This window comes from Polyangiaceae bacterium, from assembly GCA_020633205.1.
Taxonomy (GTDB): domain Bacteria; phylum Myxococcota_A; class Polyangia; order Polyangiales; family Polyangiaceae; genus JAHBVY01.
The window spans coordinates 54,027-76,751 of the sequence record JACKEB010000021.1 but is presented as its reverse complement, the minus strand read 5'-3'; the positions used below and the strand labels follow the sequence as shown (position 1 = coordinate 76,751).

General features: G+C 65.1%; 19 protein-coding genes. 6 read left to right on the top strand and 13 right to left on the bottom strand.

Translation table 11 applies throughout. From position 1 onward, the window contains the following. The first annotated feature begins 64 nt into the window (after positions 1-64). Positions 65-499 (top strand): DUF4190 domain-containing protein, encoded by a 435-nt coding sequence (locus H6718_32955; GenBank protein ID MCB9590268.1) that lies wholly within the window; start codon positions 65-67, stop codon positions 497-499. Between the two features lie 88 nt (positions 500-587). On the opposite strand, the gene H6718_32950 is transcribed toward H6718_32955, so the two are convergent. The 5 genes from H6718_32950 to H6718_32930 all read right to left on the bottom strand — a co-directional run bounded on the left by H6718_32950 (position 588) and on the right by H6718_32930 (position 6,016). Then, positions 588-1,538 (bottom strand): tyrosine recombinase XerC, encoded by a 951-nt coding sequence (locus H6718_32950; GenBank protein ID MCB9590267.1) that lies wholly within the window; start codon positions 1,536-1,538, stop codon positions 588-590. Next, positions 1,535-2,161: a hypothetical protein gene (locus H6718_32945; protein MCB9590266.1), complete on the bottom strand. Its 627-nt coding sequence runs from the start codon at positions 2,159-2,161 to the stop codon at positions 1,535-1,537. Before H6718_32945 ends, H6718_32950 begins: the two co-directional genes overlap by 4 nt. Before the next feature lie 94 nt (positions 2,162-2,255). Continuing rightward, positions 2,256-3,185, bottom strand: a complete 930-nt coding sequence (locus H6718_32940; GenBank protein MCB9590265.1) for an ABC transporter permease subunit — start codon at positions 3,183-3,185, stop codon at positions 2,256-2,258. Between the two features lie 96 nt (positions 3,186-3,281). Next, entirely contained in the window at positions 3,282-3,887 is a 606-nt protein-coding gene (locus tag H6718_32935) for a hypothetical protein (GenBank protein ID MCB9590264.1), read from the bottom strand. Then, positions 3,884-6,016, bottom strand: a complete 2,133-nt coding sequence (locus tag H6718_32930; GenBank protein ID MCB9590263.1) for a putative metal-binding motif-containing protein — start codon at positions 6,014-6,016, stop codon at positions 3,884-3,886. The genes H6718_32935 and H6718_32930 overlap by 4 nt, the downstream gene beginning before the upstream one ends. A 189-nt stretch (positions 6,017-6,205) precedes the next feature. Here H6718_32930 and H6718_32925 point away from each other — a divergent pair, with 189 nt between their 5' ends. Next, entirely contained in the window at positions 6,206-7,549 is a 1,344-nt protein-coding gene (locus tag H6718_32925; GenBank protein ID MCB9590262.1) for a sensor histidine kinase, read from the top strand. Positions 7,550-7,617: 68 nt separating this feature from the next. Further along, the gene (locus H6718_32920) at positions 7,618-7,995 is read left to right on the top strand and encodes a response regulator (GenBank protein ID MCB9590261.1); all 378 of its coding nucleotides are present in this window, start codon (positions 7,618-7,620) and stop codon (positions 7,993-7,995) included. Positions 7,996-8,213: 218 nt separating this feature from the next. On the opposite strand, the gene H6718_32915 is transcribed toward H6718_32920, so the two are convergent. The 4 genes from H6718_32915 to hisF are packed head-to-tail and all read right to left on the bottom strand — an operon-like array spanning position 8,214 to position 10,938. Continuing rightward, positions 8,214-8,600 carry a TerB family tellurite resistance protein gene (locus H6718_32915; protein MCB9590260.1) on the bottom strand — a complete coding sequence of 129 codons (387 nt, stop codon included), beginning with the start codon at positions 8,598-8,600 and terminating at the stop codon, positions 8,214-8,216. A 30-nt stretch (positions 8,601-8,630) separates the two neighbouring features. Continuing rightward, positions 8,631-9,014, bottom strand: a complete 384-nt coding sequence (locus H6718_32910; protein MCB9590259.1) for a hypothetical protein — start codon at positions 9,012-9,014, stop codon at positions 8,631-8,633. Between the two features lie 20 nt (positions 9,015-9,034). Then, a complete protein-coding gene (locus H6718_32905) occupies positions 9,035-10,168 on the bottom strand; it encodes a hypothetical protein (protein ID MCB9590258.1) in 1,134 nt (377 codons plus the stop codon). Next, on the bottom strand, positions 10,165-10,938 hold the full coding sequence (gene hisF / locus H6718_32900) for an imidazole glycerol phosphate synthase subunit HisF (GenBank protein MCB9590257.1): 774 nt from the start codon (positions 10,936-10,938) through the stop codon (positions 10,165-10,167). Before hisF ends, H6718_32905 begins: the two co-directional genes overlap by 4 nt. A gap of 170 nt (positions 10,939-11,108) precedes the next feature. Between hisF and H6718_32895 the strand changes: the two genes are divergently transcribed. The 3 genes from H6718_32895 (at position 11,109) to H6718_32885 (ending at position 16,755) form a co-directional block, all read left to right on the top strand. Beyond that, positions 11,109-13,388 carry a hypothetical protein gene (locus tag H6718_32895; GenBank protein MCB9590256.1) on the top strand — a complete coding sequence of 760 codons (2,280 nt, stop codon included), beginning with the start codon at positions 11,109-11,111 and terminating at the stop codon, positions 13,386-13,388. Beyond that, a complete protein-coding gene (locus H6718_32890; GenBank protein ID MCB9590255.1) occupies positions 13,385-15,583 on the top strand; it encodes a protein kinase in 2,199 nt (732 codons plus the stop codon). Before H6718_32895 ends, H6718_32890 begins: the two co-directional genes overlap by 4 nt. Before the next feature lie 131 nt (positions 15,584-15,714). Next, entirely contained in the window at positions 15,715-16,755 is a 1,041-nt protein-coding gene (locus tag H6718_32885; protein ID MCB9590254.1) for a PQQ-binding-like beta-propeller repeat protein, read from the top strand. Between the two features lie 57 nt (positions 16,756-16,812). Here H6718_32885 and H6718_32880 read toward each other — a convergent pair whose 3' ends face one another. From H6718_32880 to H6718_32865, 4 genes are read right to left on the bottom strand one after another with little or no spacing between them, the layout of a single operon-like run. Continuing rightward, positions 16,813-17,586, bottom strand: a complete 774-nt coding sequence (locus H6718_32880) for a hypothetical protein (GenBank protein ID MCB9590253.1) — start codon at positions 17,584-17,586, stop codon at positions 16,813-16,815. After that, entirely contained in the window at positions 17,583-19,604 is a 2,022-nt protein-coding gene (locus tag H6718_32875; GenBank protein MCB9590252.1) for a hypothetical protein, read from the bottom strand. The genes H6718_32880 and H6718_32875 overlap by 4 nt, the downstream gene beginning before the upstream one ends. Continuing rightward, positions 19,601-20,500 (bottom strand): hypothetical protein, encoded by a 900-nt coding sequence (locus H6718_32870; GenBank protein MCB9590251.1) that lies wholly within the window; start codon positions 20,498-20,500, stop codon positions 19,601-19,603. The genes H6718_32875 and H6718_32870 overlap by 4 nt, the downstream gene beginning before the upstream one ends. Continuing rightward, a complete protein-coding gene (locus H6718_32865; GenBank protein ID MCB9590250.1) occupies positions 20,497-22,647 on the bottom strand; it encodes a hypothetical protein in 2,151 nt (716 codons plus the stop codon). The genes H6718_32870 and H6718_32865 overlap by 4 nt, the downstream gene beginning before the upstream one ends. Between the last annotated feature and the right edge of the window lie 78 nt (positions 22,648-22,725).

Here is a 22,725-nt window from a genome sequence, read left to right as displayed (position 1 = left end):
GCCACGCCGGGCATTCCCGGGTTAGGCTCAGGGTAGGCAGTCGACGCCACCACTTCGCCACTCCATGAGTCAATCTCCCGAGAATCCCGGCGGATTCAAGCCTCCCGGCGCGCCACCCCAGCAGGGCGCTCAGCCCGCACGCGACCCGAACGAGCCGGTTGGTGGCTTTGGCTTGAACCTCCCGCCCGGTGTGTCCACGGACGTCTACCAAGACCAGCAAGCACGCGTCGAAGGCACAGCGGGCAGCGGCAGCAGTCTGGCCGTGATGAGCCTGGTCTTTGGCATCCTGGCGATGGTCCTCAACTTCTGCTGTGGGCTCTTCGGTTTGGTGTTCGGGCTCGCCGCGATCGGCAGCGGTGTGGTGGTGCTCAACACGAAGGACGCCCGCTCCGGGGACCGCACGATGTCGATCATCGGCATCGTGCTCGGCGCGTTATCGATCCTGATCTGGGTCGTGCTGCTGATCTTGGGCTTCGGCATGAGCATGCTGAAACCCTAGGTCGCGCGGATCAACCATCCCTCGCTTGGTGCTTTTCTTTGGGGGGGAGGAGCGTCGTCCAAGCCGCGCGCGTCGGTGCGACGCCGCGTCAGCGCTTCTTGCTCAGTGGGTGAGCGCTGTCGTACACGCCAATCAATTTCTCCATGGAAACATGCGTGTAGCGTTGCGTCGTAGACAGGCTGCTGTGCCCCAAAAACTCCTGAATCGCGCGCAGGTCGGCGCCACCTTCGAGCATATGCGTCGCGCAAGTGTGGCGCAGCGCATGGGGATGCAAGTCGGCGCGCCCGGTGGCTAGCGCTCCATAGCGTTTCACGATGTTTTGCACGCTGCGCACGCTGAGCCGACCACCGAAGCGGTTCAAGAGCAGCGCACTCCGAACGGACTCACGGGGAGCCTTGCTCCCGCCCTCCGCAAGGAAGTCCCTCCGAAGCTCCAGGTAGCGATCCAAAGCCACGCGCGCCTTATTTCCGAGCGGAACGATACGCTGTTTGTTCCCCTTACCGGAAACCCGCAAGGTGTCGTCTCCGGGGCCGCGGCCGTCGAGCACCACATCCGCCACGTCGAGCCCGACCAGCTCAGAGACGCGCAACCCGGACCCGTACAGCAGCTCCAGAATCAGGGTATCCCGCGCGACGTCCTTTGGCTGCTTGTCGGTGCTCTCCGGAGTAGTCATCAGCTCTTGCGCTGGATCCACACCCAGGAACTTCGGAAGTCCCCGACGGAGCTTGGGCAGCGCGAGCAGGCGCGCTGGATTCTTCTTGCAGAGACCTCGACGCTCGAAGAAGTCAAAAGCCGTGCGCACAGCGCTCAGCTGGCGCGCCAGGGTGCTCGGCCCCACCTCTCTTGAGCGCGCCCCAAGCCACAGCCGGAGGGAGAGCTTGTCGACGTCGCAGAGCTCAACCTCTGAGCCGCGACGCTCCGTGAGGAACGTCGAGAGCTGACGTAGGTCACGACCATACGCGGCGAGCGTGTTGCGCGAGACGTGCCGCTCATGCTCGAGGTGCTCCAGGAATGCGGAGCTCGCGCGCTCTAAGGTCAGGCTAGCCACACTGCGATAGTCCAGCACACTGCGCCGACCAGGGCCAAGCCCGCGCCGATCCCGAGCTGTCCCCGAACGATGGCCCCTTGCGCGTCCACCCCACGCACTCCAATCCAGCCGAGCCCCAGTGTGCTCAACAAGAAGCCAAGTCCTAGCACCAGGATCCAGCGCGCCCGCGGCCCCTGGCTGCGCTCGAGCTCCGCCAGCACCTTCTGCTTCTGCTCTGGGTCCTCGCTCCCCCGTGTCGCGAGCCGAGCAAGCGCACGGTTGGCCCGCTCGAGCTCCGCGCCGTGGGGCTGCGTGAGGCCGCGGGTCTCGAGGGCCGCTGAGCGCACCGCTCGCCACGCCTCCTGGGCGATCTCCAAGTCGCCGCGCGATTCCGCGCCGATCGCGATCGCCTGAAGGCGAGCGTAGGCACGCGCAACGTGGGGAGCACCGGGCGCGTAGGATGTCGCGCTTCGCCGCGCGTGCACCAGCGCTGTCCTCAAATCACCCTGATTGAACGCGGCGTCGCTCGCTGTCATCGCCGCCTCCCCATCGCTGACGGCTCGCCACGTCAGGAGCCCAAGGCCGAGCACTGCCAACATCAAGAGGAGCGCAGCGGTGCGCAAGAACGCCTTCACGTACGCCCCACAAAGCAGTTCCCCTCGGAAACGTACCTGCTTGAGCTAGGTTGAGGCACAGCGCGCCTCCCCCCCAAAAAACTTCCCAGGACCATCACAAGAAGTCACGCCGACGGAAAATCAGACTTGCCGCGGCGAGCAGTCCCACGCTCCACAGCAGAGACTGCAGGCCCGCCGAGCCCAAGTAGCCGAGGATGGGCTCGCCGGACTCACCCGTGAGCAGCGGACGGGGCGGGACGTACACCATCAAGTTCGGAAACACCCAGGAGAGCACTTCGCCAATGCGCTTGATCGTCGGCCCGAACACGCGCTCCGGCATGCTCGCCAGGGTGTCGGCGCTACGGCCCACCACGAACACGCTGAAGGTGAACACCGCGGTCAAGAACGGCGACGAGAACGCCGCAAACAGCGTGGCGACCGCGGTGACGATCATCACCTCGAACAGGGTCAAGAGCGCGCCCCCCGCGATCACGTTGCGCTCATCAGGCGCGCCGCCGCTCAGCCAGAAGCCCCCGAGCAGGAGCAGCAGCGCCCCGAAGATCGGCACGTAGGTGCGATGGCGTGGAACTCGCCATGCGTACAAACCCAAACCGAGCACCAAGCCGGGACCGAGCACCGCCGCCTGCCACAGTGGACGACCGGACATATTGCCCACGGCGATCAGCAAGCCGCCGGCGTTCGCCGCAACGAACACGAATACCGTGAGCAAGGTACCGATGTACTTACCGAAGAGGTACTCGTAGCGATGGATGGGCCGCGTGAGAATCGGGAAGATGGTCTTCAGCTCGAGCTCTCGATAGAGGGAGCTCGCTCCCAGCACGACCGCGACCACGATGCCGTAGATCGAGATGGTCGCCGCTCCCAGGTCACTCACGACCCGCATTTTCGAGCGCGACGCAAACTCGCCCACGATGATGGAGTAGCCGCCGGTCGCGATCGCCAAGGCGAAGAGGCCGTGCAGTACCCGCGCACGCACCGCTTCGCGATACGTGTTGAGCATGATCACTCCGGGACGCCCGAGCATGTCCCTGAAGCAATAGCGCCGACTTGCTGCACAGGTAAAGCTCTCGTCATCCGGCCAGGCCTGGCTACCGCTCAGGCGCGCGGGTGAGCGGAGAAGCTAGGCATCCACGTAGTCCCGAATGCGCCGGGGCATGTCCAGCATGATGTCCACGATGCGCTCCTCGAATAGCCAGCGGATGATGCCTTCGCCGAGGTTCAGGGCCACGCCAACCGAGATCATGCTGCCGCCCTGAAAAGGCTGAGCTCGAAAGAAGCCCCAAACATCGTCTATCTCGTGTTCCTCGCGCGGATCGAGCCAGAAGCGCACCTCGGTCGCTTGGGGCTTTGGTCGCAGGGCAATCACGCTGTAGCGGGCGGAGTAGAGGCTCGTGCCTTGCACCAACTCGAAGCGGTGCTGATCGGCAGGCGCTGGCAGGCGACGGGCGGAGATCACTCGAGGTAGCACCGCGCGCACCGCAGCGACGTGTTGCAAGCGCTCCACGACGCGTCGTGGGGGACTCGCGATGCGCTGGTACGAGAGGCCCCCCACGTAGTCCCCCGACCGATTCTGGAAGTCCACCCGCCTCCGCACCTGAGCGCCAGCGGCTAGCTGAGCGCGTTCAGCCGTTGTCAGTTCGCGGGCAGCGTGAGCCGGACGCCACCAACTCGCCGTAGCAAGTGCGGTTGCGGCGCCGAGCCAGCGCCTGCGGGAGAGGCCGCTCATGGCTGGCTGACGAAGACGTCCAGGAACCACGTCCCAGACGCGCGATTGTAACCGTCGATCTGCACGAAGTACTCTCCGGCGTCGAGGGTCAGGTCGAGGTAGGAACGTCCCTCGGCGTAGCCCACGGAGCAGGCCTGCGGCAGCTCCGTGCCGGGGCACCCCGGTCCCTTGCGCACGTTGAGCAGCGTCGCGTAACCGCTGCCCTGCATGTCGAAGATCACGCGCTTCTTCGCAGAGAGCGTCAGCTTCAGCATTTGCTCTGGCGCACCTCCAGGCGGCTGCACGCCGTAGTCGCAGCCCGCGTCGTAGTCGGCGCTCGCGTTCGCGGTGTTTCCCTGGAAGAAACCACCTTCCGCGGGGATCTGAATCGCCTGGGCGCAGGTGTCCGCGAACGACACCAGCGTCGTCGGACTGGCGGGCCTGGCGAAGGCGGTGATCTCCGACGGCGCCGCGGTCGCGCTCTCGGCGACCACCTTGAAGCTGCCTGCTGGCACGCCGTGCTTGCGCAGCCTGAGCGGCGAGACGTCTGAGCGCTGACAGACTAGCTCAGCACCGCACATCCCCCCGTTCTCGTTAGTTAGCCCGACGGCTCCGGTGTCTCCGTCGGACAAGCGCTGAACCAGCAGCAAGTCACTCGCTTGAGCCAGGCTGAGCCCATACACCGCATCCACGGCGGCGTTCAGACAGCTGAGGCTGACATCGTCCACGTGATCGGTGAAGTCGAGCGCCTGGGGCACTCCCGGGGTCAAACTCAAGGGCGAGCTGCAGTCCTCATCGGCCGGGGCTGCGCTGGGAGGCGAATCTTCGATCACGAAGTCGACCTCTGTCGGCGCGGTCGCCGATACCGCAAGGAAATAATCTCCAGCGGGCAGTGCCCGCGCGAACAGGGACACCGCAGGTGATGTCTGGCAAGTCAGCTCGGCGCCGTAGCCCAAACAGCCCGCGTCACGCAGCGAGAGCGAGGGCTGCCCCACCCCGTCGACGCTGGTCGCGAAGACTCGGACGTCTCGGGTCTCACTGAGGGCGAAGTGATAAACCAGCTCGCCCACGGCGACGTTGCAGCGGGTCTCGAGGTCTTGCGCGACACCCACCACTTGAGCGACGACGTGGGCCCCAAGGGCAACATCCAGCGCACTGCCGCAGGTCTCGTTCGTTGGCGCGCTAGAGGCCGGGCGGAAATTGAGGCTCACCTCCTGGGAGGCGGCGCTCGGCGCGAAGATGTACAGGGGGTAGGCTCCGGGGGCCAACGAGCGCAGCCACAAACGGCTCACGCTCTCGCCCGTCTGCGTTGGCACGGACGCATCGCAGCCGAGCTCCGAGCTGGCGTCCCCGCACTGACCAGCAATCGCTAGCTCCAGCGGGCTCAGGCTCCTACCAATGACATCGACGTCGAGAGGCTCGGTACCGGGCACGACGATCGCACCTACCACGTCAACCGTTTCCACACGGGTACACGAGGCGGAGTGATCCCGCGCGGCGCCCGCGGTACTGAACGCGTAGGTCCCGGACATGAGCATGTCCTGGGCGTCCCCACAGTCGTCGTTCTCGACCCGCTCACACGCCGCCTCGTCCACGTCACCATTGCAGTTGTCATCGAGGCCGTTGCCGCAGATCTCCGGGAGGGTTCCCGCGACTCCGGGATCCGTGTCGTTGCAGTCCTTGCCTCCGCAGTTCTGATCCGGATCCCCGTCTGAGTCGGCGTCACGTGGGACGTGGGAACACGTCAGTGTGGCCTCGTCGCAGGCATCGATGGTGCAAGTGTCCTTGTCAGAGCAGCTGACGGGTTCCCCCTCCATGCACCCCAGCTGTCGGTCGCAGACCTCCAGTCCGTCGCAATACACCGCGTCCAGGCACTGAGAGTCGTCCGGGGTGTTGCGGCAGCGGCCAAGGGACGAGTCGCAACGATCCAGGGTGCACGGGACGGCGTCGTCGCACTGTCCATCGTCAATGCAGGGGCCCCCTAGGTCGGGGTCCTCCCCGGCGTCACCGTCTGCGTCCGCGTCCCCGCCGGAATCGGCGGCGTCGCTACCAGCATCCCGCGTGAAGGGACTCGCCACGGAGTCGTTGCCGCAACCGGCAATCGGCAGCAGCCCGAGCAACACCCACGAGATCCCCAGCCAACGCTCCACGTCACCGAACCTTATGCCGCGATCCGCGCTTTGGCTTCCAGGGCACGTCGAAAAGCACTTCGGGGATCCAGACACGAGCACCCAGCTTAGTGAAGCACTTAGCCACATGCATTCATCTCGACGCGGCCGCTCGGCTCGCTTTGGTTCCTCCCCCCGCATGCCTGAAAAGCGTGGCATCATCGCCAAGACGTGGGAAACGACCGACTGACACGGCAAGAGCTCAGCTGGCTATTGGCTCAAGAGGCCCGCGGCGCGGCAAAGGCACTACGCGAAGGCGTATCGGCCCTCAGCCAGCCGCCGCCCCCGATGAGCATCACCATCAAAGAAGGCGACAACGTCGAAACGACGTTGGACGCGCTGGATGACGCCATCACCCTGCTGAGCGACCTCCAGCAAGCTCCAAGTCGCCGTGGTCGCATCGACCTCGCCGCGTTGCTGTGTGAGGTCTCGCCTGAAGCGCGCATCGCCATGAGCCCAGGCGCCGGCACCGAAGTGTTCGGTGACGAGGCTGGCCTGCGGCGCATGCTTCAGGTGCTCGTCACTCAGGGGCACACCGCTAGCGCTGGTGGCACGCCCGACCTCTCCATCCGCCGAAGCGGCAGCTGGATCCACGTTGGCGTTGAGCTCGGCCCTGACACGGGGGCGACTGGAGGCACCGAATATCGCTGGCTGAGCCGCATGGCGCTACGCCATGGCGGCCGCCTCGAACTCGAAGGCGGCACCCAGTGGCTGATTCTACCTGCGGACGCCAGCGCAGAAGAAATGACGGAGCTTCGCAAGGAACTCGAGCAGGCGCAGCAGCTCGGTGAGGCGTATGCGCGAGAGCTGGCCGCCGTGTTCGCCGCGGGAGATTTGCCAAAGATCACCCCGACTCAAGCCCCGGGCAACGAACAGCTTGGCTTCCTGGTGGCTTTGTCCACGGCCTTGGTCCGACCCTTACGCGAAGTCCTGGGTGGTATCCGGGAGGGACTCCAGGAAAACGACGGGAAGCACCGGGACGGCGAACGCAACCTGGGCACCTACGTTTCCGCAGGGTATGAACTCATCGGGGAGTTGGGGCGCGTCAGCGAGCTGAGCCTTGAAGAACACCGCGAACCCGTCGAGCTGGTGAGCCTGGCAAAGGCAGCGGTTCAGGCGGCGGAAGCCCGCGCTTCACGCCATGACGTGAGGCTCGAACTGATCTGCCCAGAGGCCCTGAGTGTGAGCCAGCGTCCCTCGGGCGTGGAGCTTGTGGTGCGCTCGCTGTTGGACCACGCCATCGCCGCGACTCCGCGCTCGGGCAGCGTAAAGCTCACGCTCGAGCCCCGCGGAACTGGCGCCCGCGTCAGCGTCCAAGACGGCGGCCCAACGGTTCCCACCTCCGCCTTTGACCAGTTGATCGCGGGTCGCATCGATCCAACGTCAGTAGGTCGACCTGCGGGCTTGTGGTTGCTTGTAGCTGAATGTGTTTGCGGTGCGATCGGCACCGAGATCCGCATCGCCGAGGGTGCGAACTTCGTTGTGGAGTTCGACCTGCTACCGCCCCCGGCCTGACCCGCCAGGACCCCGCGTCGAAAAAAGGTTTGCCCGTTTGGTGAGCGAGCCGGCTATGCTTTCAAAGCATGCGAATTTTGGTGGTCGAGGACCAAGACTCGATCCGTAAGATGATCGAGGCGCTGGTGCGGGCTCGGGGGTACGAAGTCGTGGCGGTGCCAAACGGCGCCAAAGGCATCGACGTCGCCACCACGGAGCCTCCGGACATCGTGCTGTTGGACCTCATGTTGCCCGGTCAGTACGACGGCTTCGAGGTCTGTCGCCGCCTGCGCGCGAACCCCTCCACCAAGGACGTACCGGTGGTCATCATCAGCGCGCTCGACGACAAGGAATCGCGAGGCAAGGCCTCGGAGGCAGGGGCCACGGCGTACTACACGAAGCCGTTCAGCCCCATCGCGCTGTTGAAAGAGATCGACCGCTTGCGCGATCTCGTCAACGCCGGCTGAGCGCGCTGCACGGCGGCCGGGGCGCGAGCCATCGCGACTCAGGCGGTTTGCGGCCCGGACGCTTTCCTACGGAAACACTCGCACGGATCTTCGCCGGGTCTTTGCGAGAGCGTGGTTTCGAAGATCCGCGCGGATAAGCACGCAGGACTGACAAACGAAGTTTTGTCAGTCCTGCTATGGGGCCGGCGAGTTCTGCAGCGAACTACGGAGACAGCACACTAGTCGAGCAGGTTGAGCAGCTTCTTCGCACGCTCGGATGCCGCGGTCATGATGCCCGACGCCTCGGCGCTCGGGATATGCAACACTTCGCACAACGCCTCGAGCATCTTCAGCTCGCTGTCAGCTTGCTCGCCGTCGATGTACGTCAGCAGCACCGCGTGCTGGAGTAGTGCACGACGATCGTCGTAGCTCAGTTGGGTGACTGGCACGTCCTCGAGCTTCTTCTCGGTGGCAGCGTAGGCGCGAATTTCCGCGGCTTCGCTCTTGCTCGCGCCGAACGCCTCGAGCAGCGCCTCGATCACTTCCTTCTCTTCCTCTGCTACCCGGCCATCGGCCCAGGCGACCGCGCAAAGGCCTTTGAGAATCGCCATGTTCTGGTCGTGCATGGGCTGAGAATCGCACACCCTTCACAGACGTCAACGCAACTCGACCTGCACGACAGAACCGGCTCGGAGACGCGCGGCTGGAATCACGGTTTGCTGCTCAACCGGCGCTGGAGACTCCGATGTCCCCGTGGGCGGCGGACCCCGGGAGTAGCGTACTTCGAGCGCCTCCCCGCACGGAACCGCCATGGGTTTTTCCGCGGGCGCCGCGCGGGGCTCGTCGCGGCGGTCGACGCGCTGCACGGTGACTTCGCGCACGTCGGCAGCATACTTCAAGCTCAAACCACACACGCCGCCGCTCCGACCGCGAAAGAAGTTCGGTGCGAGCAGCCAAGTCGCAAGCAGCCCCATCCCGAGAAACAGTAGGCTGAGCTTCGCTAGGCCGCCTCCTGTTCCCGGAGCTTGGACGGGGCTCACAACGGACTCCCCTTCAGGCTTCAGCGGTACTCAGGCGCGATTGGCGTGAGGTCGAGGCCAACCATCGCCTTCAGTGCACGGCTCAGCTCTTCATCGCTGCGCGTCTCGGCAACCTGAAAACCGCTGAGCAGCTCGCTCACATCGCTCCGTCGATCGCGCACCCGACTCGAGCCCGCCGCCACGGGTGCGCAGGGCACCGGTTCGGGGACTTCCACTGGTTCGGGCGAAGCTACGGCCTCCGACTCGTCTTCGAAGCTGACGCTGAAAGGATCCGCGGTCACTGCAGGCACGCGCTCGGTGGCATCCCCCTCGGCGAACACCAGGCCCTCGCTCGTCGCCTCGAGCCACTCGGAGTCTTCGTCGATTTGACGCGCGATGCGGCGCGCGACGACGGGCTGCGGCGCCGTGACCTCTTCCGGCTCCTGGTCGAGGCCGGGGTACGTGAGCTCAGGGACCCTGGGAGGCGGCGGCAAGCTGACTTCGTCGCGCTCCCAGCGCGGGGGCGCGGGATCCGTGCGCGCGGCTTGGTAGTCGGCAGGCTGCGGTTCGCGCAAGGGACGCGCTTCGTCTACGTGAGAGCTCGGCTCTTGGCGGGTAGCGCTCTGGCGGCGATGATTTTCCGTGCGCAAATTATCAACCTGGCGCGGGGCGCGCTCGGGAGCAGCTTCACGTTCACGACGCCGAGCCTTTGGTGCGGTTTGCCGACGGGCGGTCGCTGCAGGCTTCCGCACCTCACGCGCGCCCACGGTTTGCTCAGCCAACACCACTTCGCGGTAAAGACGGGACAACGCGCGCTTCGCGGCGGCGCGATTCACGGGAATCAACGCGGCTTCAAGCTCGCGGATCAGATCGGCGACGTCCGAACTCTTGCGGGTTGCACGCAGCAGCGCTGGGGGCAACGGACGCGAGACGCCCAGCAGCTCTCCTAGGCTCTCCCGTAGCAAGTCTGCAGCGAGCTCGCTGTCGCACGCGATCCCTCGCTCCACGCTGACCGATCCGCGCTCGTCGAGCACCAAGTCTGTAGACTCGAACTCTCGTGGAGCCCGGAGCAGCTGGTCCGCCGCAAGCAGGATCAGATAGCCCGCGACCTCACCAGCGACCGAAGCCTTGCGGGCCTCTCCTGCGACGACGATCTGTTCGAGATTGACAGTCATTGATGGTCCTCTCTCACGCACACTCCGCGCGCTCTCAGGTACTGCTTCGCCTCGCGAATCGAGTGCATTCCGTCATGAAAAATCGACGCAGCGAGGGCCGCATCAGCGCCTCCCTCCACGAACCCAGCGCGCAAATGCTCGAGTTCTCCGACTCCACCGGATGCGATCACCGGGATCCCCACGGCATCGACGACGGCACGCGTCAGCTGTATGTCATAGCCAACTTGGGTGCCGTCGCGGTCCATGCTGGTCAGCAAAATTTCACCGGCGCCTCGACGCTGCATCTCGGCGGCCCACTCGAGGGCGTCCATCCCCGTCGGGTTGCGACCTCCGTGGGTGAATACTTCCCAGCCATCACCACCGTCGCTGCGGCGCCGAGCATCGATCGCAACGACGATCGCTTGCGCCCCGTACGCGCCGGACACCTCTTCGATGAACTCCGGACGCCGTACAGCGGCTGTGTTGATGCTCACTTTGTCCGCGCCGGCGTGGAGCAACGCCTTCACATCCGCCGCAGTGCTGACGCCTCCCCCAACCGTGAGTGGGGTGTAGACCACGTCCGCGGTGCGCCGAATCACGTCGAGCAGCGCACTACGTGCCTCGTGGCTCGCGGTAATATCCAGGAACGTGATCTCGTCGGCGCCGTCAGCATCGTAGCGGGCGGCGCACTCCACGGGGTCGCCGGCGTCGCGAATGTTGACGAAATTCACTCCTTTGACGACGCGTCCGTCGCGCACGTCCAGGCAGGGAATGATGCGTTTTGCCAACATAAGCGGTACCGATGCGGGTCTGGCCAACGCCTGCCATACCCTCCCTGGAACGCTTGGGCCAAGCTCTGCGCGAATCGAGGCAAGGCTGCCATTCGTCGCGCAGAAAGCGGGCAGTGCAGTGAAGGCGCAGAGATCCACCTCACGGTCGATTCAGGGCTATAGTGCGGGCGATGCGGGTCTGCCCCAGCTGCGGGAGCACGAACGAGCCTTACGCGGTTCAGTGCGTGGTGTGTGGGGGCTCCCTCGACGGGGCACCGGAGACGCGGCGTCCGGCGCAGGCTGATCTGGCGCAGACGCGCCTGGGTGTTCCGTCGGTTTCGGAGCAACAGGGAGCGCCCAGCCAAGTCTCTACGCAGGCAGCTGGAGATTCGGGGGTGAGGTCCCCTGAGCCTGAACCCCAGCCCGCCAAGATGAATCTTGGGGGCACGCAGCTCCTGCCTCCGCAAGTCGCGATCCAGGTCCCGCCGCAGCAGGTCCCGCCGCAGCAGGTCCCGCCGCAGCAGGTCGCACCGCCGCAGCAGGTCGCACCGCCGCAGCAGGCCGCACCGCCGCAGCAGGCCGCACCGCCAGAGCAGGCATCCCCGGTGAAGCCGAACTTGATGCGCACGCAGCTGCAGTACAACGCGCCGAGCGCCCAAGCGCCGATCAACCCAGGGGCGGAAGCCGCGCCAAACCCCAACCTCGCCAAGGCCACGATGCTCGGCATGCCGCCGGTATCACCAGTCGCCGCCGGTGCTGGCCCGACCGATCCCGATGCTGGCCTGACCGACCCCGACGCTTCTGCGTCTCCGCAGGGCAATGCTCTGGCAGCGAAGGGGACCATGCTCGGCATGCCGCCCGCGAGCAGCGCAGCGAACCAAGCCAGCGCGAACGCCGTCAAGGGCACCATGCTCGGCATCGCACCAGTGGACCCCGCCCAGCTCGCGGCGCTGCAACGAGCACAAGCCGAACAGGCAGCTACGGCGCCAAACGCAGCTGCAGCTCCGAGCGCAGCGCCACTACACGGCGGAGGCGCCCCGCCAGCCTCCCAGGCGCTACTGAGCGAGAAGCGCACCATGCTCGGCGTCGCCATGCCCGGCATCGCACCCACTGGCAACTCAGCGCCTCAGTCCGTCACTTCAGAAAAGCGCACCATGCTCGGTGTCGCCATGCCCGGCATCGCACCGGTGCACGCTGGCCAAGCCGCTGCCGCTGTGCAGTACCCAGACGTGCCGCCACCTCAGAGCCTGGCCGAGGCGCCACCGTCAATTCCGCAGGGCAAGCCGATTTGGCCTTGGCTACTGGTCGGGCTAGCGGTGCTGATTCTGTTCGGCGGTGTCGGGTTGTGGTTCGTCCTGCGCCCCAGCACACCGGTCAGCGCGCGGCTCGAAACTTCGGAGAGCGGGCAAGAAGAGCTCGTCCTGAGCTGCCTCGCGTGTCCTGACCAGACGAAGGTCAAGCTCACCGGGACCGGCAACGAAGGGACCTTCAGCTCCGGGCGCGCTAGCGTCCAGCTCGGTCAGCCGCTCAGCGTTGGTGACCATGAGCTCGCGCTGGAACTCACACGACCCGGCTCGAAGGCGGAGTCGGTGAAACTAAAAATCCCCGTGGATTACCGGGTAAAGGTCGATATCAGTGCGCTGGAAGAAGATCCCCCCAAGCTTGCTCTGGCCGTCGAAGCGCGCCCTGGCACCGAGGTGGAGGTCGAGGGCAAGCCGCTGGCGCTCGACACTGACGGGAAGGGTCGCTGGACCGAAGACGTCAGCCAGCAGCTTAGCGGTCCCGCGAAAGGCGTCGAACGGCTGGAGCGAGAGCTCAGCTATCGCGTGAGCCCTCCAGACTCCGCCGCTGAGTCTGGCAAGACGAAGGTCCAGATCGGCATCGCGCCGTTGGTGGTGGAAGCACCACTCGACGCCATTACCGTGGACAAGCCGCGTTTCCTACTAGCTGGGACGACCCAACCAGGGGTGGAAGTCACGGTTGCTGGTCGCGCCATCAAGCGCCAGGCAGATGGCAGCTTCTCCCAGGTGATGAACGTCTCCACGACGGGTGAGACGACGATTCAGGTGAAGGGCACGCTGGCCAAGCACGCACCACGGTTTGTCCCGATCCATGTCAAACGGGTGAGCAGTCTGGAAGACGCGGCCAAAGATTTCCGCAAAGGAAAGACAGCTTCCTACTCCAGCGTCTCGAGTCAGCTGGGGAAGAGCACTGGCGCAAAGGTCGCCTGGAGCGGAAAGATCACCGACGCCCGGCCGAGCGACCACCGCAACATCCTGTTGCTCGACGTCAGCTCGCAGTGCTCCTCCCCCCCATGCCTAGCGCGCGTCGTGTACGCCGGGGAGACAGCGTTGAAGAGCGGTGACAAGATCACCGTGTTCGGCGAAGTGAAGCGCGGTGTACCTGGACCGCGCAAGGGTCAGACGCTCCCCGAAGTCGAGGCTGATTTCGTGCTCGAGGGGGTGAAGTGAACTCGGCGACCACGCAGCGCCTGGTCTCCACTTGTCCGGAGTGTGGAGCTGAGAACTCGCCCGCGTCTCGCTTCTGCAATCAGTGTGGCAGTTCGCTCGAACACAGCGGGGCCCCCAAGCGTGAGGTGGTGTCGCCGGAGAAGATCGCGGACCCGCTGCTGGGAATGGTCATCGCGGAGCGCTATCGCATCGTCGCTCCCATCGGACGTGGGGGAATGGGCGTGGTCTATCGCGTCGAGCACGTTCGAATCGGGAAGCTGATGGCGCTGAAGTTGCTCACTGGCGAGCTCACGAGCGACAGCGAGCTGGTTGGGCGTTTCAAGCGCGAAGCGCTGATGGTCAGCAAGCTCTCCCATCCCAACACCGTTCAGGTCTTCGACTTTGGGACGAGTGATGGCCTGACTTACCTGGCCATGGAGTTCCTCGACGGACGCGACCTCGGGCGCCTAATCGAAGACTCCGGCTGCCTGGATCCCGTGCGAGTCGCACGCCTCACGATTCAGATCTGCAGCTCTCTCGCAGAAGCTCATGGCCAAGGCATGATCCACAGGGATCTGAAACCCGAGAACATCATCGTCCTGCAGACTCGGGAAGGTGAGCTCGTAAAAGTCTTGGACTTCGGACTCGCAAAGCTCCGCGAGTCATCCGAAATGCTCGAAGTGACCTCACGCGGAGCCATCGTAGGAACGCCCTACTATATGTCTCCAGAACAAGTACGCGGGGAGGAAGTAGACCAGCGTAGCGACATCTATTCCCTCGGAGCCTTGATGTACAAGGCACTGACGGGCAAGCCGGTATTCGACGCGGCGACGCCGGTAGGCGTGTTGACCAAGCACCTCACCGACGACGCCCAAGCCCCCAGCCAACGCTTCCCCGAACTGAGCATTCCACACGGGATGAATCGGATCGTGATGCGCCTGTTGGCGAAAGACCCGGCGCAGCGGTTTCAGTCAGTAACCGATCTTCAGGCCGCTCTCGTGGGAGAGCTGGAGAACCAAGGCGCCAACAGCGGGGTGGACTACCTGCTCGACTCCGGGCACATGCGCGAGCTCGAGCGCCCGGATGCTGCCGCCACGCGTGACGAGGTAGAGCGCTACGAGCGAAAACTGAAGCGGCGAGACCAGGCCGTTTGGTTCGGTATCCTAATCGTGCTCGGAGTCCTCAGCTACGGCGGGTTCGAACTGTACAAGAAGCTAACCTACGTTCCTGCGTTCACTGGCGTCGAAATCGAACCGAACGACACTCCCACCCAAGCGAATCCGCTTCCGTTCGGAAAAGAGGTCCGGGGTCATCTAGGTCAGCGAATGGAACCGGACGTCGCGGACCGCGACTTCTTTCAGGTCGACACCCAGGGCACAGAAGTGTCGCTCCGCGCCACGGCGCTCCCGAACCTCGCCTCGTGCCTCAGCATCTTCCGAGTCGGTGAGGAGCAGGCGCTCGGACGCTACTGCAGCGGGCGTCCTGGATTCGACCTTGACATCCCCAGACTGAAGCTCGAGCAGGGCGCCTACTGGGTGATGCTCACCCAAGATCGGGATCGCTACGGGGAGAGCGCTCCACCCCTGATCGAAAACGTTTCCGACAGCTATGTGCTGCTCGTCGGCGCCTCCGACGCGGAGTACGACGAAGCCGAGCCCAACGACACCCAGCAGTCCGCGGTCGACATCCCTGCAGGCAAGCGCGTCCAAGGACGCCTCGCCTGGATGCAGGACGTCGATGTGTTCTGTCACGAGAGCACGGAGCCCTTCTCCTTCGAGGTCGCAGAGCTTTCCGCTCGGCAACGCGGAGCAGTGCTGGAAGTAACGCCGCTCGGTGGCCCTTCGGATCGCATTCCGACACGTCTCTACCCGGAGTCCTCAGAGGTCAAGCTGGGCGAGACGGACCAGCGAAGCCCCCTGCGAACCCCAGGAGCGAGCGGAAAGCTCTGCGTGAAGCTCAGAGTGATCCCGGACCCCGGCGCGCCGTTGCCCCATCCTCGCATCGCGCCTGCTGGTTCCGAGCGCTACGCCGTGAGCGTGGTAGAGGCAGTGTCGCCCGCGGCGCCCGAACCGACCACGCCTCATCACGGCGGGAAAGCAGCCCCTAGGCCCCCAGCGAAGCCCGCAACCGAACCAAGCGCCGCAGCCCCACCCGCACCGAGCGCCGCGCCCGCACCACCCACTCCCGCAGCACCAGCGCCGAGCGCCGCTCAATGAAACCGATGTACGCCTCTCGCTTGCTCCCGTTCTGCATACTGGCGCTTTGCGCGTTAGCTCCAGCCGCCCACGCAACGAATCCAGCGTACGCCAAGCGAACTCGGGTCGGCACTTCACCCGGCACGACGAACATGGCTCGCGCAGACGTCAGTCGAAGCGGCCTCAGCGCGACGGCGCTGCCAGCAGCTCTTGTGGTCAAACGAGAGCTGCGTGTCACCGGCGGCATCACCAGCGGGATGCTCAGCGACGCAGACGGCCGACTCGTCGTCGCCACGCTGGACCCCGAGTTGGTCCAGCTCTCCGCCGAGGGGAAGCAACAGTGGTCCGTTTCCACTGGGAAATCTGCTGCTGTGGTGCAACCCGTGCTCCTGAGCGACGGAACTCGCGTACTCTTGAACGCCGACAATCAGCTCTTCGGCTTCGGCTCCAGCGGCACCCGGCGCTTCAACCTCCAGTTGGTGCCGGGACACGCACCCAGCACCGATCTGCTCCCTATGCCCGACGGAAGCGTGGTGGTCGCGCTCTCGACCCGCTTGGTTCGCGTGTCCGCCGAAGGACGCATACTCGACACCGCGCGAACTCACTCGAAGGTGGTCGCCCTCCTCGCCAAGGGTCGAGACGTCCTGGCGTTGACGAACGCCGGAGATCTCTTGCGCTGGCGCTCCCCTCACCCACCGCGGCGAATCGCGGGGCTTGGTGGTCCGCCAACTGGAGGTGTGATCCACGGGCGCCATCTCTTGACCGTGGTTGGCGGCAACAAGTTGCTCGACATCGACCTCCCCACTCTGACGGCTCACGTGCGCTGGACTCTCCAGGCCTCGACAGCCCTGGATAGCCCGATCGCGTTGCCGAGCGGAGACACCCTCAGCTGGACCGGGGATGGGCTCTTGCTCAGGCACAACCGACGCGGCACCGAGGAGATGCGCGTCTCGCTCGAGCCTGGTTCAGCAACACCGAGTCCGGTCGCAAACTCGCCGGTGCTGGCGGATGCGAGCGGTCGCTTCGCGTTCGCCCGCGCGGGCCTCGGGCTGGGCGTGGTGGATCCAGACGGCAGCCTGCACTTCGTTGAAGGTGCCAGCTGCGAAGCCCCGGTCAGCCTGATCCAAACGGGCAAGTCGAGCTTCGCCCTCGGCTGCCGTTCCGGGGTCTTGTGGCTGCTGCAGGCGAAGTGAACGACCTGTCCCTTCGCAGGATGCTGTTGATTGCCAGGGTGTTCTTCAACACCCCCGTTAGAAACGTCGTCGCTTGCGCGCTTCTTCAGCCGTAGCTCGGATCCGAGCGTACTGCTCGACGCCCACCTTCGGCGGGATCAAGCGTGCTTGGCCACTAGACGCGCTGAGCACCGCGTCGTCGACGAGCACGTCTTCGGCACTGCTGTTCTCGAGGTACAAGCACGGCTGCTCGCTGACCGCCGGTGTGCGCGCGCTGAGTTCGCACCATCCATCGCTACCCGGCGCGCTAGCTGAGGGCGTCGCCTGTGCGAACACGGGGGTGTCGTTGGAGATGCAGCCGATTGCGTAGACCGCGACCGCGTTGCAGTCACCGTCCTTGGGCTTCACCCACAGGCTAAGATCCATCGCCTGCCCATTGGCCGCGACCGCGTAGGCCAGCATGCGGCGATTCTTGGTCAGTCGACCGCAGGTGATGCCTGAACGACACAGGCCGCCGGTCTCTAGGAGTAGTCCAAAGCTCGAGTTCGAGAAGCTCAGCCATCCGTACTGTCCGTCATGATCACTGAACTCGAAATCACCGTCTACGAGCAGGTTGTCGACCGCCGCCACGTTTCCGTAAGGATTCCTCACCTGCAGGCTCCGTACCGCCTTGGGCGGCTCGGCATCGCTGCCACCATCCTTGGGGGGTGCGGCGTCCTGTTCCGGGGCATCCGTACCCGCGTCCGCTGCTGGGGCCTCATCAAGGGTCTGCTTGTAGGTCTCATCACTGCAGCCTGACGCGATCGCGACGCCCCAGAGCATGCAAGCAAAGACGCAGCTGCGCGTCGTCATTTCAGATTGCTCCTCACCCACTCGAGCGCCCGCTGATACGGCGCGTCGACACCTTGAAGTAGTCCGCTCTGGGTTTGCTCTACGATCTCATCTGGGGCGATACCGTGGCCAATCAGCAGCTCTCCATCCACGGTGACGGTGTCTCCGCTCGCCAGCTGCGAGCCGAACCCCGACCAGTAGTCGAACTGATAGAAAGACGAGAACGCGCCAGCCGTCTCGTGGGGCCCGAAGATGCGTACGTTCGGAGCGCCCTTCATTCCGTGCGGCAACCAATCGCTCGCGGAAGTGTCTCGATGAAGCAACAGCGCCACCGGCAGGGAGAGATCCGGATTCGCGGAGCCGACCTCATAGGCCAGCCCGGCACCGCCCAGCAACAGCAGCTTGTTGAACAGCGCCTGTCCCCCGGCCACGTCCGCGGGGTACTCGTCACCCGCCAGGTTCTTGAAGGTACCGATCGAGAGCAGCTTCTTCTCTCGCACCAGCCCCGTGATCACGGTCGGCGCTTCGAGTGTGCCGCCGTTTCCGGTGCGGTGGTCTAGAATGACACCCCGCGCGTTCTGGCGTAACTCCGCGATTGCCTGACGGAAAAACGTGGCGTCCTTGGGGAGCAAATCGTTCCAGGTGACACCGTACACCTTGTCCGCGGCAGGCGCGTCCGTCACCAAACCGCTCCACGGCGTATCGAAGTCGTGCAGGGCCGCGCCCTCCGGCGGGTCGGCCTGGTGAAGCAGCGGGCGGTTGTCACAGCTCGGCATGTCAGCGTCCGTAGGCGGGATGTCGCTGACCTTCAGCGTCTCGACCTGATCCGCGCACTTCAGCGTCTGCGGGTCGCAGCGCACCACGCTGAACGTCCGAGCGAAGTTCGGGATGCCGTCGTGAAGCAACTCGACGAACTCTCCGTAGACGTCAGGATCCGACGAGGTTCGGGCGCGCGAGTTGATGCTGAAAATCGAGCGAGCCCAGGCGATCGGGTGCTGCCCATCGATGGCGACCAAGCGGTCACCAGCGTGCAGCCCGAGGCTGTTGGTCTCCGCGACATGGCTTACCAAAATATCCGCGTAGCCTGGATCGCTGGCCCACACCGTCTGGCTCAGATCCGCCCTGCCCTCGATGAAACAAGCGCCAAGACGTCGCGGCGACTTCACGCCTCGCAACGTGCTGCGGAGCACCGTATGCGCGTCGTGCAGGTAGCGCACACCGCGCTCGTACGCCTGCCAATATGCGGCTGCCGTCGCCGCGGTCTTCATTTGCTCCATTTCTTGCAGCGCGCCCGGCATGTAGGTCTGCCGCGTAAGCCGTCCACCGAAGATCCAGCGCACCCGCGCCATCAGGTAGTCGGCGACCAGCGCGCGGTCCGCAGCCGGTGGAAGCGGCGGCACCAGCGGTTCGATGTCGCGACAGCGCTGGCCGACGCACAGCTGGTCCGCCCCGCACACGGCGTCGAACGCACCGGCGCAGCTGATTTCCTCACGGAACCCTCCAGTCAACCGGAGTTCGAAGCCATCGACCTGGACGTCCTCACCGCGCAAATCCAGCGTCAGGTCATCGATCTCGGCGCCGTCGATGTCGATCTCTCCGCTCTCGAGCTCGAGCCAGCCGTCGCTGGTCGTGCGCCCGGTTGGGTAGAGCGGCAACTCGTCTTTGACGAAGCCGAAGGTGCGCACCACCCGAGCGTTCAGCCGAGAGTGACGCACCCACACCGAAGCTCGAAAGCGCCCGCGCGTGGTGTTGTCGATCGCAGAGCCGAGCAGAGGCACCGAGAGGGTGCCCTCACCGGTGCTGAGCGCGAGGAACGCATCACCTTCCAGCGGCAGCTCTCCGTTTCCGGCTTGCACCGCAAGCACACAGCCCTCACACCCGAGGTCCTCGATGCTCGCAGCGTCTTCCCAGCCCAAGGTCAGCTTTGCTTGGGGATCGTACTGGAGGGCGCCCGTCGCATCGAGCGACGCTGCCCCTGCGGGCGCAGCAGCGCCGAGGACAGCCAGTCCCGCTAGCGCGGCCCAATTCCCTCGCTTCATAGCTTCACTCCGCCATTGCTCATTTGCGCCACCTTGCGCCGCGTAAGCCAAGCCTCGAGAGCCTGTCCCGCGGGTGTCGGCGGCTTCATCCCCGGACGGATCCACTCACGCATACCGGCTTGCCATTTGGGCGCCGCCGCTTTGAGCCGCGCGGAGATTCGAGTCTGACTCGGGATGATGCGCGCATTCGCTGGGGCAGCCTTCAGCACCGCATCGTCCACCAGCGTCACACTGTTGTCCGATTGGAGGGACGTCACGGATAGGCAAGTCGCACGTTGCCGCTCGGGGAACACGCCCCGGTACTCACACCAGCCCTTCTCGTCCGGGGCGGTGGCCGGCGTCAAAGCCTCTTCAGGATCGCCACCATCGAAGCAACCGATCAGCGCTGCCTCCACCTCAGCGCAGTTCCCACTCACCGGCTTTGCCCAGACTGAAGCCTCCACGGAGGCGCCGGTCGGCGAGACGCCCACACCAAGAATGGTCGCAGTGCGTCCAAGCGGAGCGCACTTCAGCCCGCTCTTGCACTGCGGCCCCACGCTGATGTTGTCGAGCGTCGTGGGCTGGAAGCGACCAAAGATCGAAGGCGTCACCCAGCCGTATTGCGAAGCAAACGCCGAGTGCCACTCGAAGTCGCCGTCCCACAGCAGGTTGTCGCTCTCGGCCATGTTTCCGTACGGACTACGGTACTCAACGCTGCGACGCACGGCCGGGGTGCCGCCGCTGCCGGCGTTACCGCCCTGGGCGCCGTTGCCGCCGGCGCCCGCCGCGCCCGCCCCAGCGTCTCCGCCGGCACCAGCGCTCTGGCTGTCGTTGATGCGTTCATCAGAACCGCACGCAGCGATTCCGCAGGCCAGCGCTCCGGCCCCGATCAGGGCCAACCATGTTCTGAGGCTCATTTTGCGATCTCCTGTCGCACCCAAGCGAGGGCCGTGTCGTAGACGGTGTCCTTGCCCGCCAAGAGGTCTGACTGCTTCTGCACTACGGTCACGTCGGGTTCCACACCGTGCCCGTTCAGCATCTGCCCGGAGAAGTGCAGCGTGTCACCGATCGCGATCGAGTAGCCGAGACCAAGCCAGTAGCCGAACGTGAACAACGTCGAGAAGCCGCCGGCAGTCTGATACGGCGCGAAGATCCGCGCCTTCGGCGCGCCCTTGATTCCGAGCGGTAACCAATCGCTAGCGGATCCATCGAGATGGGTCAGCAAGGCCACGGGTAGATCCGTGCGCGCGTTGGAACTCCCTGCATATTCCATGTTCCCAGTCGCGAGCAGCTGATTGAACAGCGTCACGCCCTCGCTTGGCTCGACCGCCGGCTGAGCGCTCTGATTGCGGAACAGGAACACGTCAAGTGGCGTCCGTTCGCGGACCAGGTTCCACAAGATGGCTGGCCCAAGGCTGGTGCCCCCGAAGCCCGTGCGATGATCGAGGATCACGCCCTTGGCGTTGGCCTTCCAGTCAGCGACCGCGTTGTTCAGCAGGTTGCCCACGCCGTCCGCTCCCTGCACATACAGAGAACTCCAGAGCAGCCCGTAGATCGCCTCCGTCGCATTGCTCTCCAGCACGATGCCTTGAGCAGTGGCGCCGCGGCTGTGACTCGTCGGTGCCCCGGGGATATGAATGATGGGGCGATTGTCGCAGCCGATGTCCTGATTCGCATCGATGTCGGCCGGCGGGAGCGAGTCGATGTCGATGGCCTCGATCGTCGGCTCGCAGGTGCCTTGACTCGAGCTGCAACGCACGACCTCGATCACATGCGCGAACTTGGCGATCAAATCGCGGAGTCGCGCTGTGTGCTCAGCGTGGGTGACGTGGTTCGACGCCGTCCAGTAGCCTGGGTCGACGTTGATCAGTGAGCGCGCCCATTCGATGGGGTGCCGACCATCGACGCGCACCAGCCGGTCTCCAGCCTGGAGCCCGAGCGTGTTGCCCTTGCCGACGTGAGAAACCAGCACATCGAGGTACTCGCTGTTGCTCGGAGCAACTTGATCGCTCACGTCCGCACGGCCCTCGATGAAGCAGATCGACAGAGGCTGCGGGTCGTCGAGGATGAATCCGTCAATGCCGGAGCTCGTGGTGTGCCAGTCGTGGAGGCGCCCGATTGCAGAGCGGTAGCGAGTCCAGAAGGTCAGCGCATCGGGAGCCGCGCGCATGGCCTCGATCTCGGTCAGCGCAGCAGGCAAATCGCGAGCCCGGTTCTCTTGGGGTCCGTAGAGGTGTTGGAAGCGCGCGCCGAGGTAGCTCACCAGCGCGTCGCGCTCCTCAGCGGCAGGCAGCGCGGGGACCCGTGCAGCAGCGTCGTGGCACACGCCATACTCGCAGATCTCGCTGGGAGAACAGCTCTGAGTGTCCTGGGCGCCGGCGCAGCGCGAGAGCGCGTGACCCAGCCCTTCATCGATGATCTCCAGCGCATCCACCTCGGCGCCCGTCGTCGTGAACACACCGAACGACAGCTGGCCGCTCGAGGCTGGGTCGATGTTCAAGGCGTTGCTCTTGAGTTCGTACCAGCCGTCGCTCGTGGTTCGTCCGGTGGGAAAGAACGCCGCAAAATCTAGGGTGCGCCCTTCCTTGTCGCTGAGTTCGAGAGTGGCGACCACTTCGCCCTCACGCGCCCAAACCGTTGCAGAATAACGTCGCGCCTCCGCAGGCAATGCCACAGGGAAATCGTACCCGTCGAAGACCGCCAGTTTCAGTACCCGCTTACCCTGCATCGCGTACTCGACAGCAGGTGTGTCGAGCGTCGGGCCAGGCGCTCCCCCTGTGCCTCCGGTGGCTGCACCGCCATTGCCAGCCGCGCCGCCATTGCCAGCCGCGCCGCCACCAGCAGTCGCACCCGCGCCGCCGCTCGATAGCCCACCTGCGCCAGCGGCCGACTGCCCGCCAGCACCGCCAACGCCCGGCTCAGCGAATGGCTCTTCCCCCTCCTCGAAGCTCAAACGGTAAACCGCCGCGTCATCGAAGGAGAACTCCCCTTGGGCATCGAACTGACCGGCCAACGCTGGCGCGCTGAACAGTAGGAGCGCCCAAGGCACCAAGGAAACTCGCATACTCACTGACCCAATCCCTTTGCTGGGGCGCTTCGGCTCCGCCGTTGGGCGAGACTTGAACACCTGCTTCCGATCGCT

Bases quoted from the DNA above. Each gene is read 5' to 3' on its own strand.
- H6718_32870 (MCB9590251.1), bottom strand. From the start codon at position 20,500: ATGAGCCTCAGAACATGGTTGGCCCTGATCGGGGCCGGAGCGCTGGCC.
- H6718_32875 (MCB9590252.1), bottom strand. From the start codon at position 19,604: ATGAAGCGAGGGAATTGGGCCGCGCTAGCGGGACTGGCTGTCCTCGGC.
- hisF (MCB9590257.1), bottom strand. From the start codon at position 10,938: ATGTTGGCAAAACGCATCATTCCCTGCCTGGACGTGCGCGACGGACGC.
- H6718_32955 (MCB9590268.1), top strand. From the start codon at position 65: ATGAGTCAATCTCCCGAGAATCCCGGCGGATTCAAGCCTCCCGGCGCG.
- H6718_32905 (MCB9590258.1), bottom strand. From the start codon at position 10,168: ATGACTGTCAATCTCGAACAGATCGTCGTCGCAGGAGAGGCCCGCAAG.
- H6718_32915 (MCB9590260.1), bottom strand. From the start codon at position 8,600: ATGCACGACCAGAACATGGCGATTCTCAAAGGCCTTTGCGCGGTCGCC.
- H6718_32940 (MCB9590265.1), bottom strand. From the start codon at position 3,185: ATGCTCGGGCGTCCCGGAGTGATCATGCTCAACACGTATCGCGAAGCG.
- H6718_32885 (MCB9590254.1), top strand. From the start codon at position 15,715: ATGGCTCGCGCAGACGTCAGTCGAAGCGGCCTCAGCGCGACGGCGCTG.
- H6718_32935 (MCB9590264.1), bottom strand. From the start codon at position 3,887: ATGAGCGGCCTCTCCCGCAGGCGCTGGCTCGGCGCCGCAACCGCACTT.
- H6718_32880 (MCB9590253.1), bottom strand. From the start codon at position 17,586: ATGACGACGCGCAGCTGCGTCTTTGCTTGCATGCTCTGGGGCGTCGCG.
- H6718_32865 (MCB9590250.1), bottom strand. From the start codon at position 22,647: ATGCGAGTTTCCTTGGTGCCTTGGGCGCTCCTACTGTTCAGCGCGCCA.
- H6718_32920 (MCB9590261.1), top strand. From the start codon at position 7,618: ATGCGAATTTTGGTGGTCGAGGACCAAGACTCGATCCGTAAGATGATC.
- H6718_32895 (MCB9590256.1), top strand. From the start codon at position 11,109: ATGCGGGTCTGCCCCAGCTGCGGGAGCACGAACGAGCCTTACGCGGTT.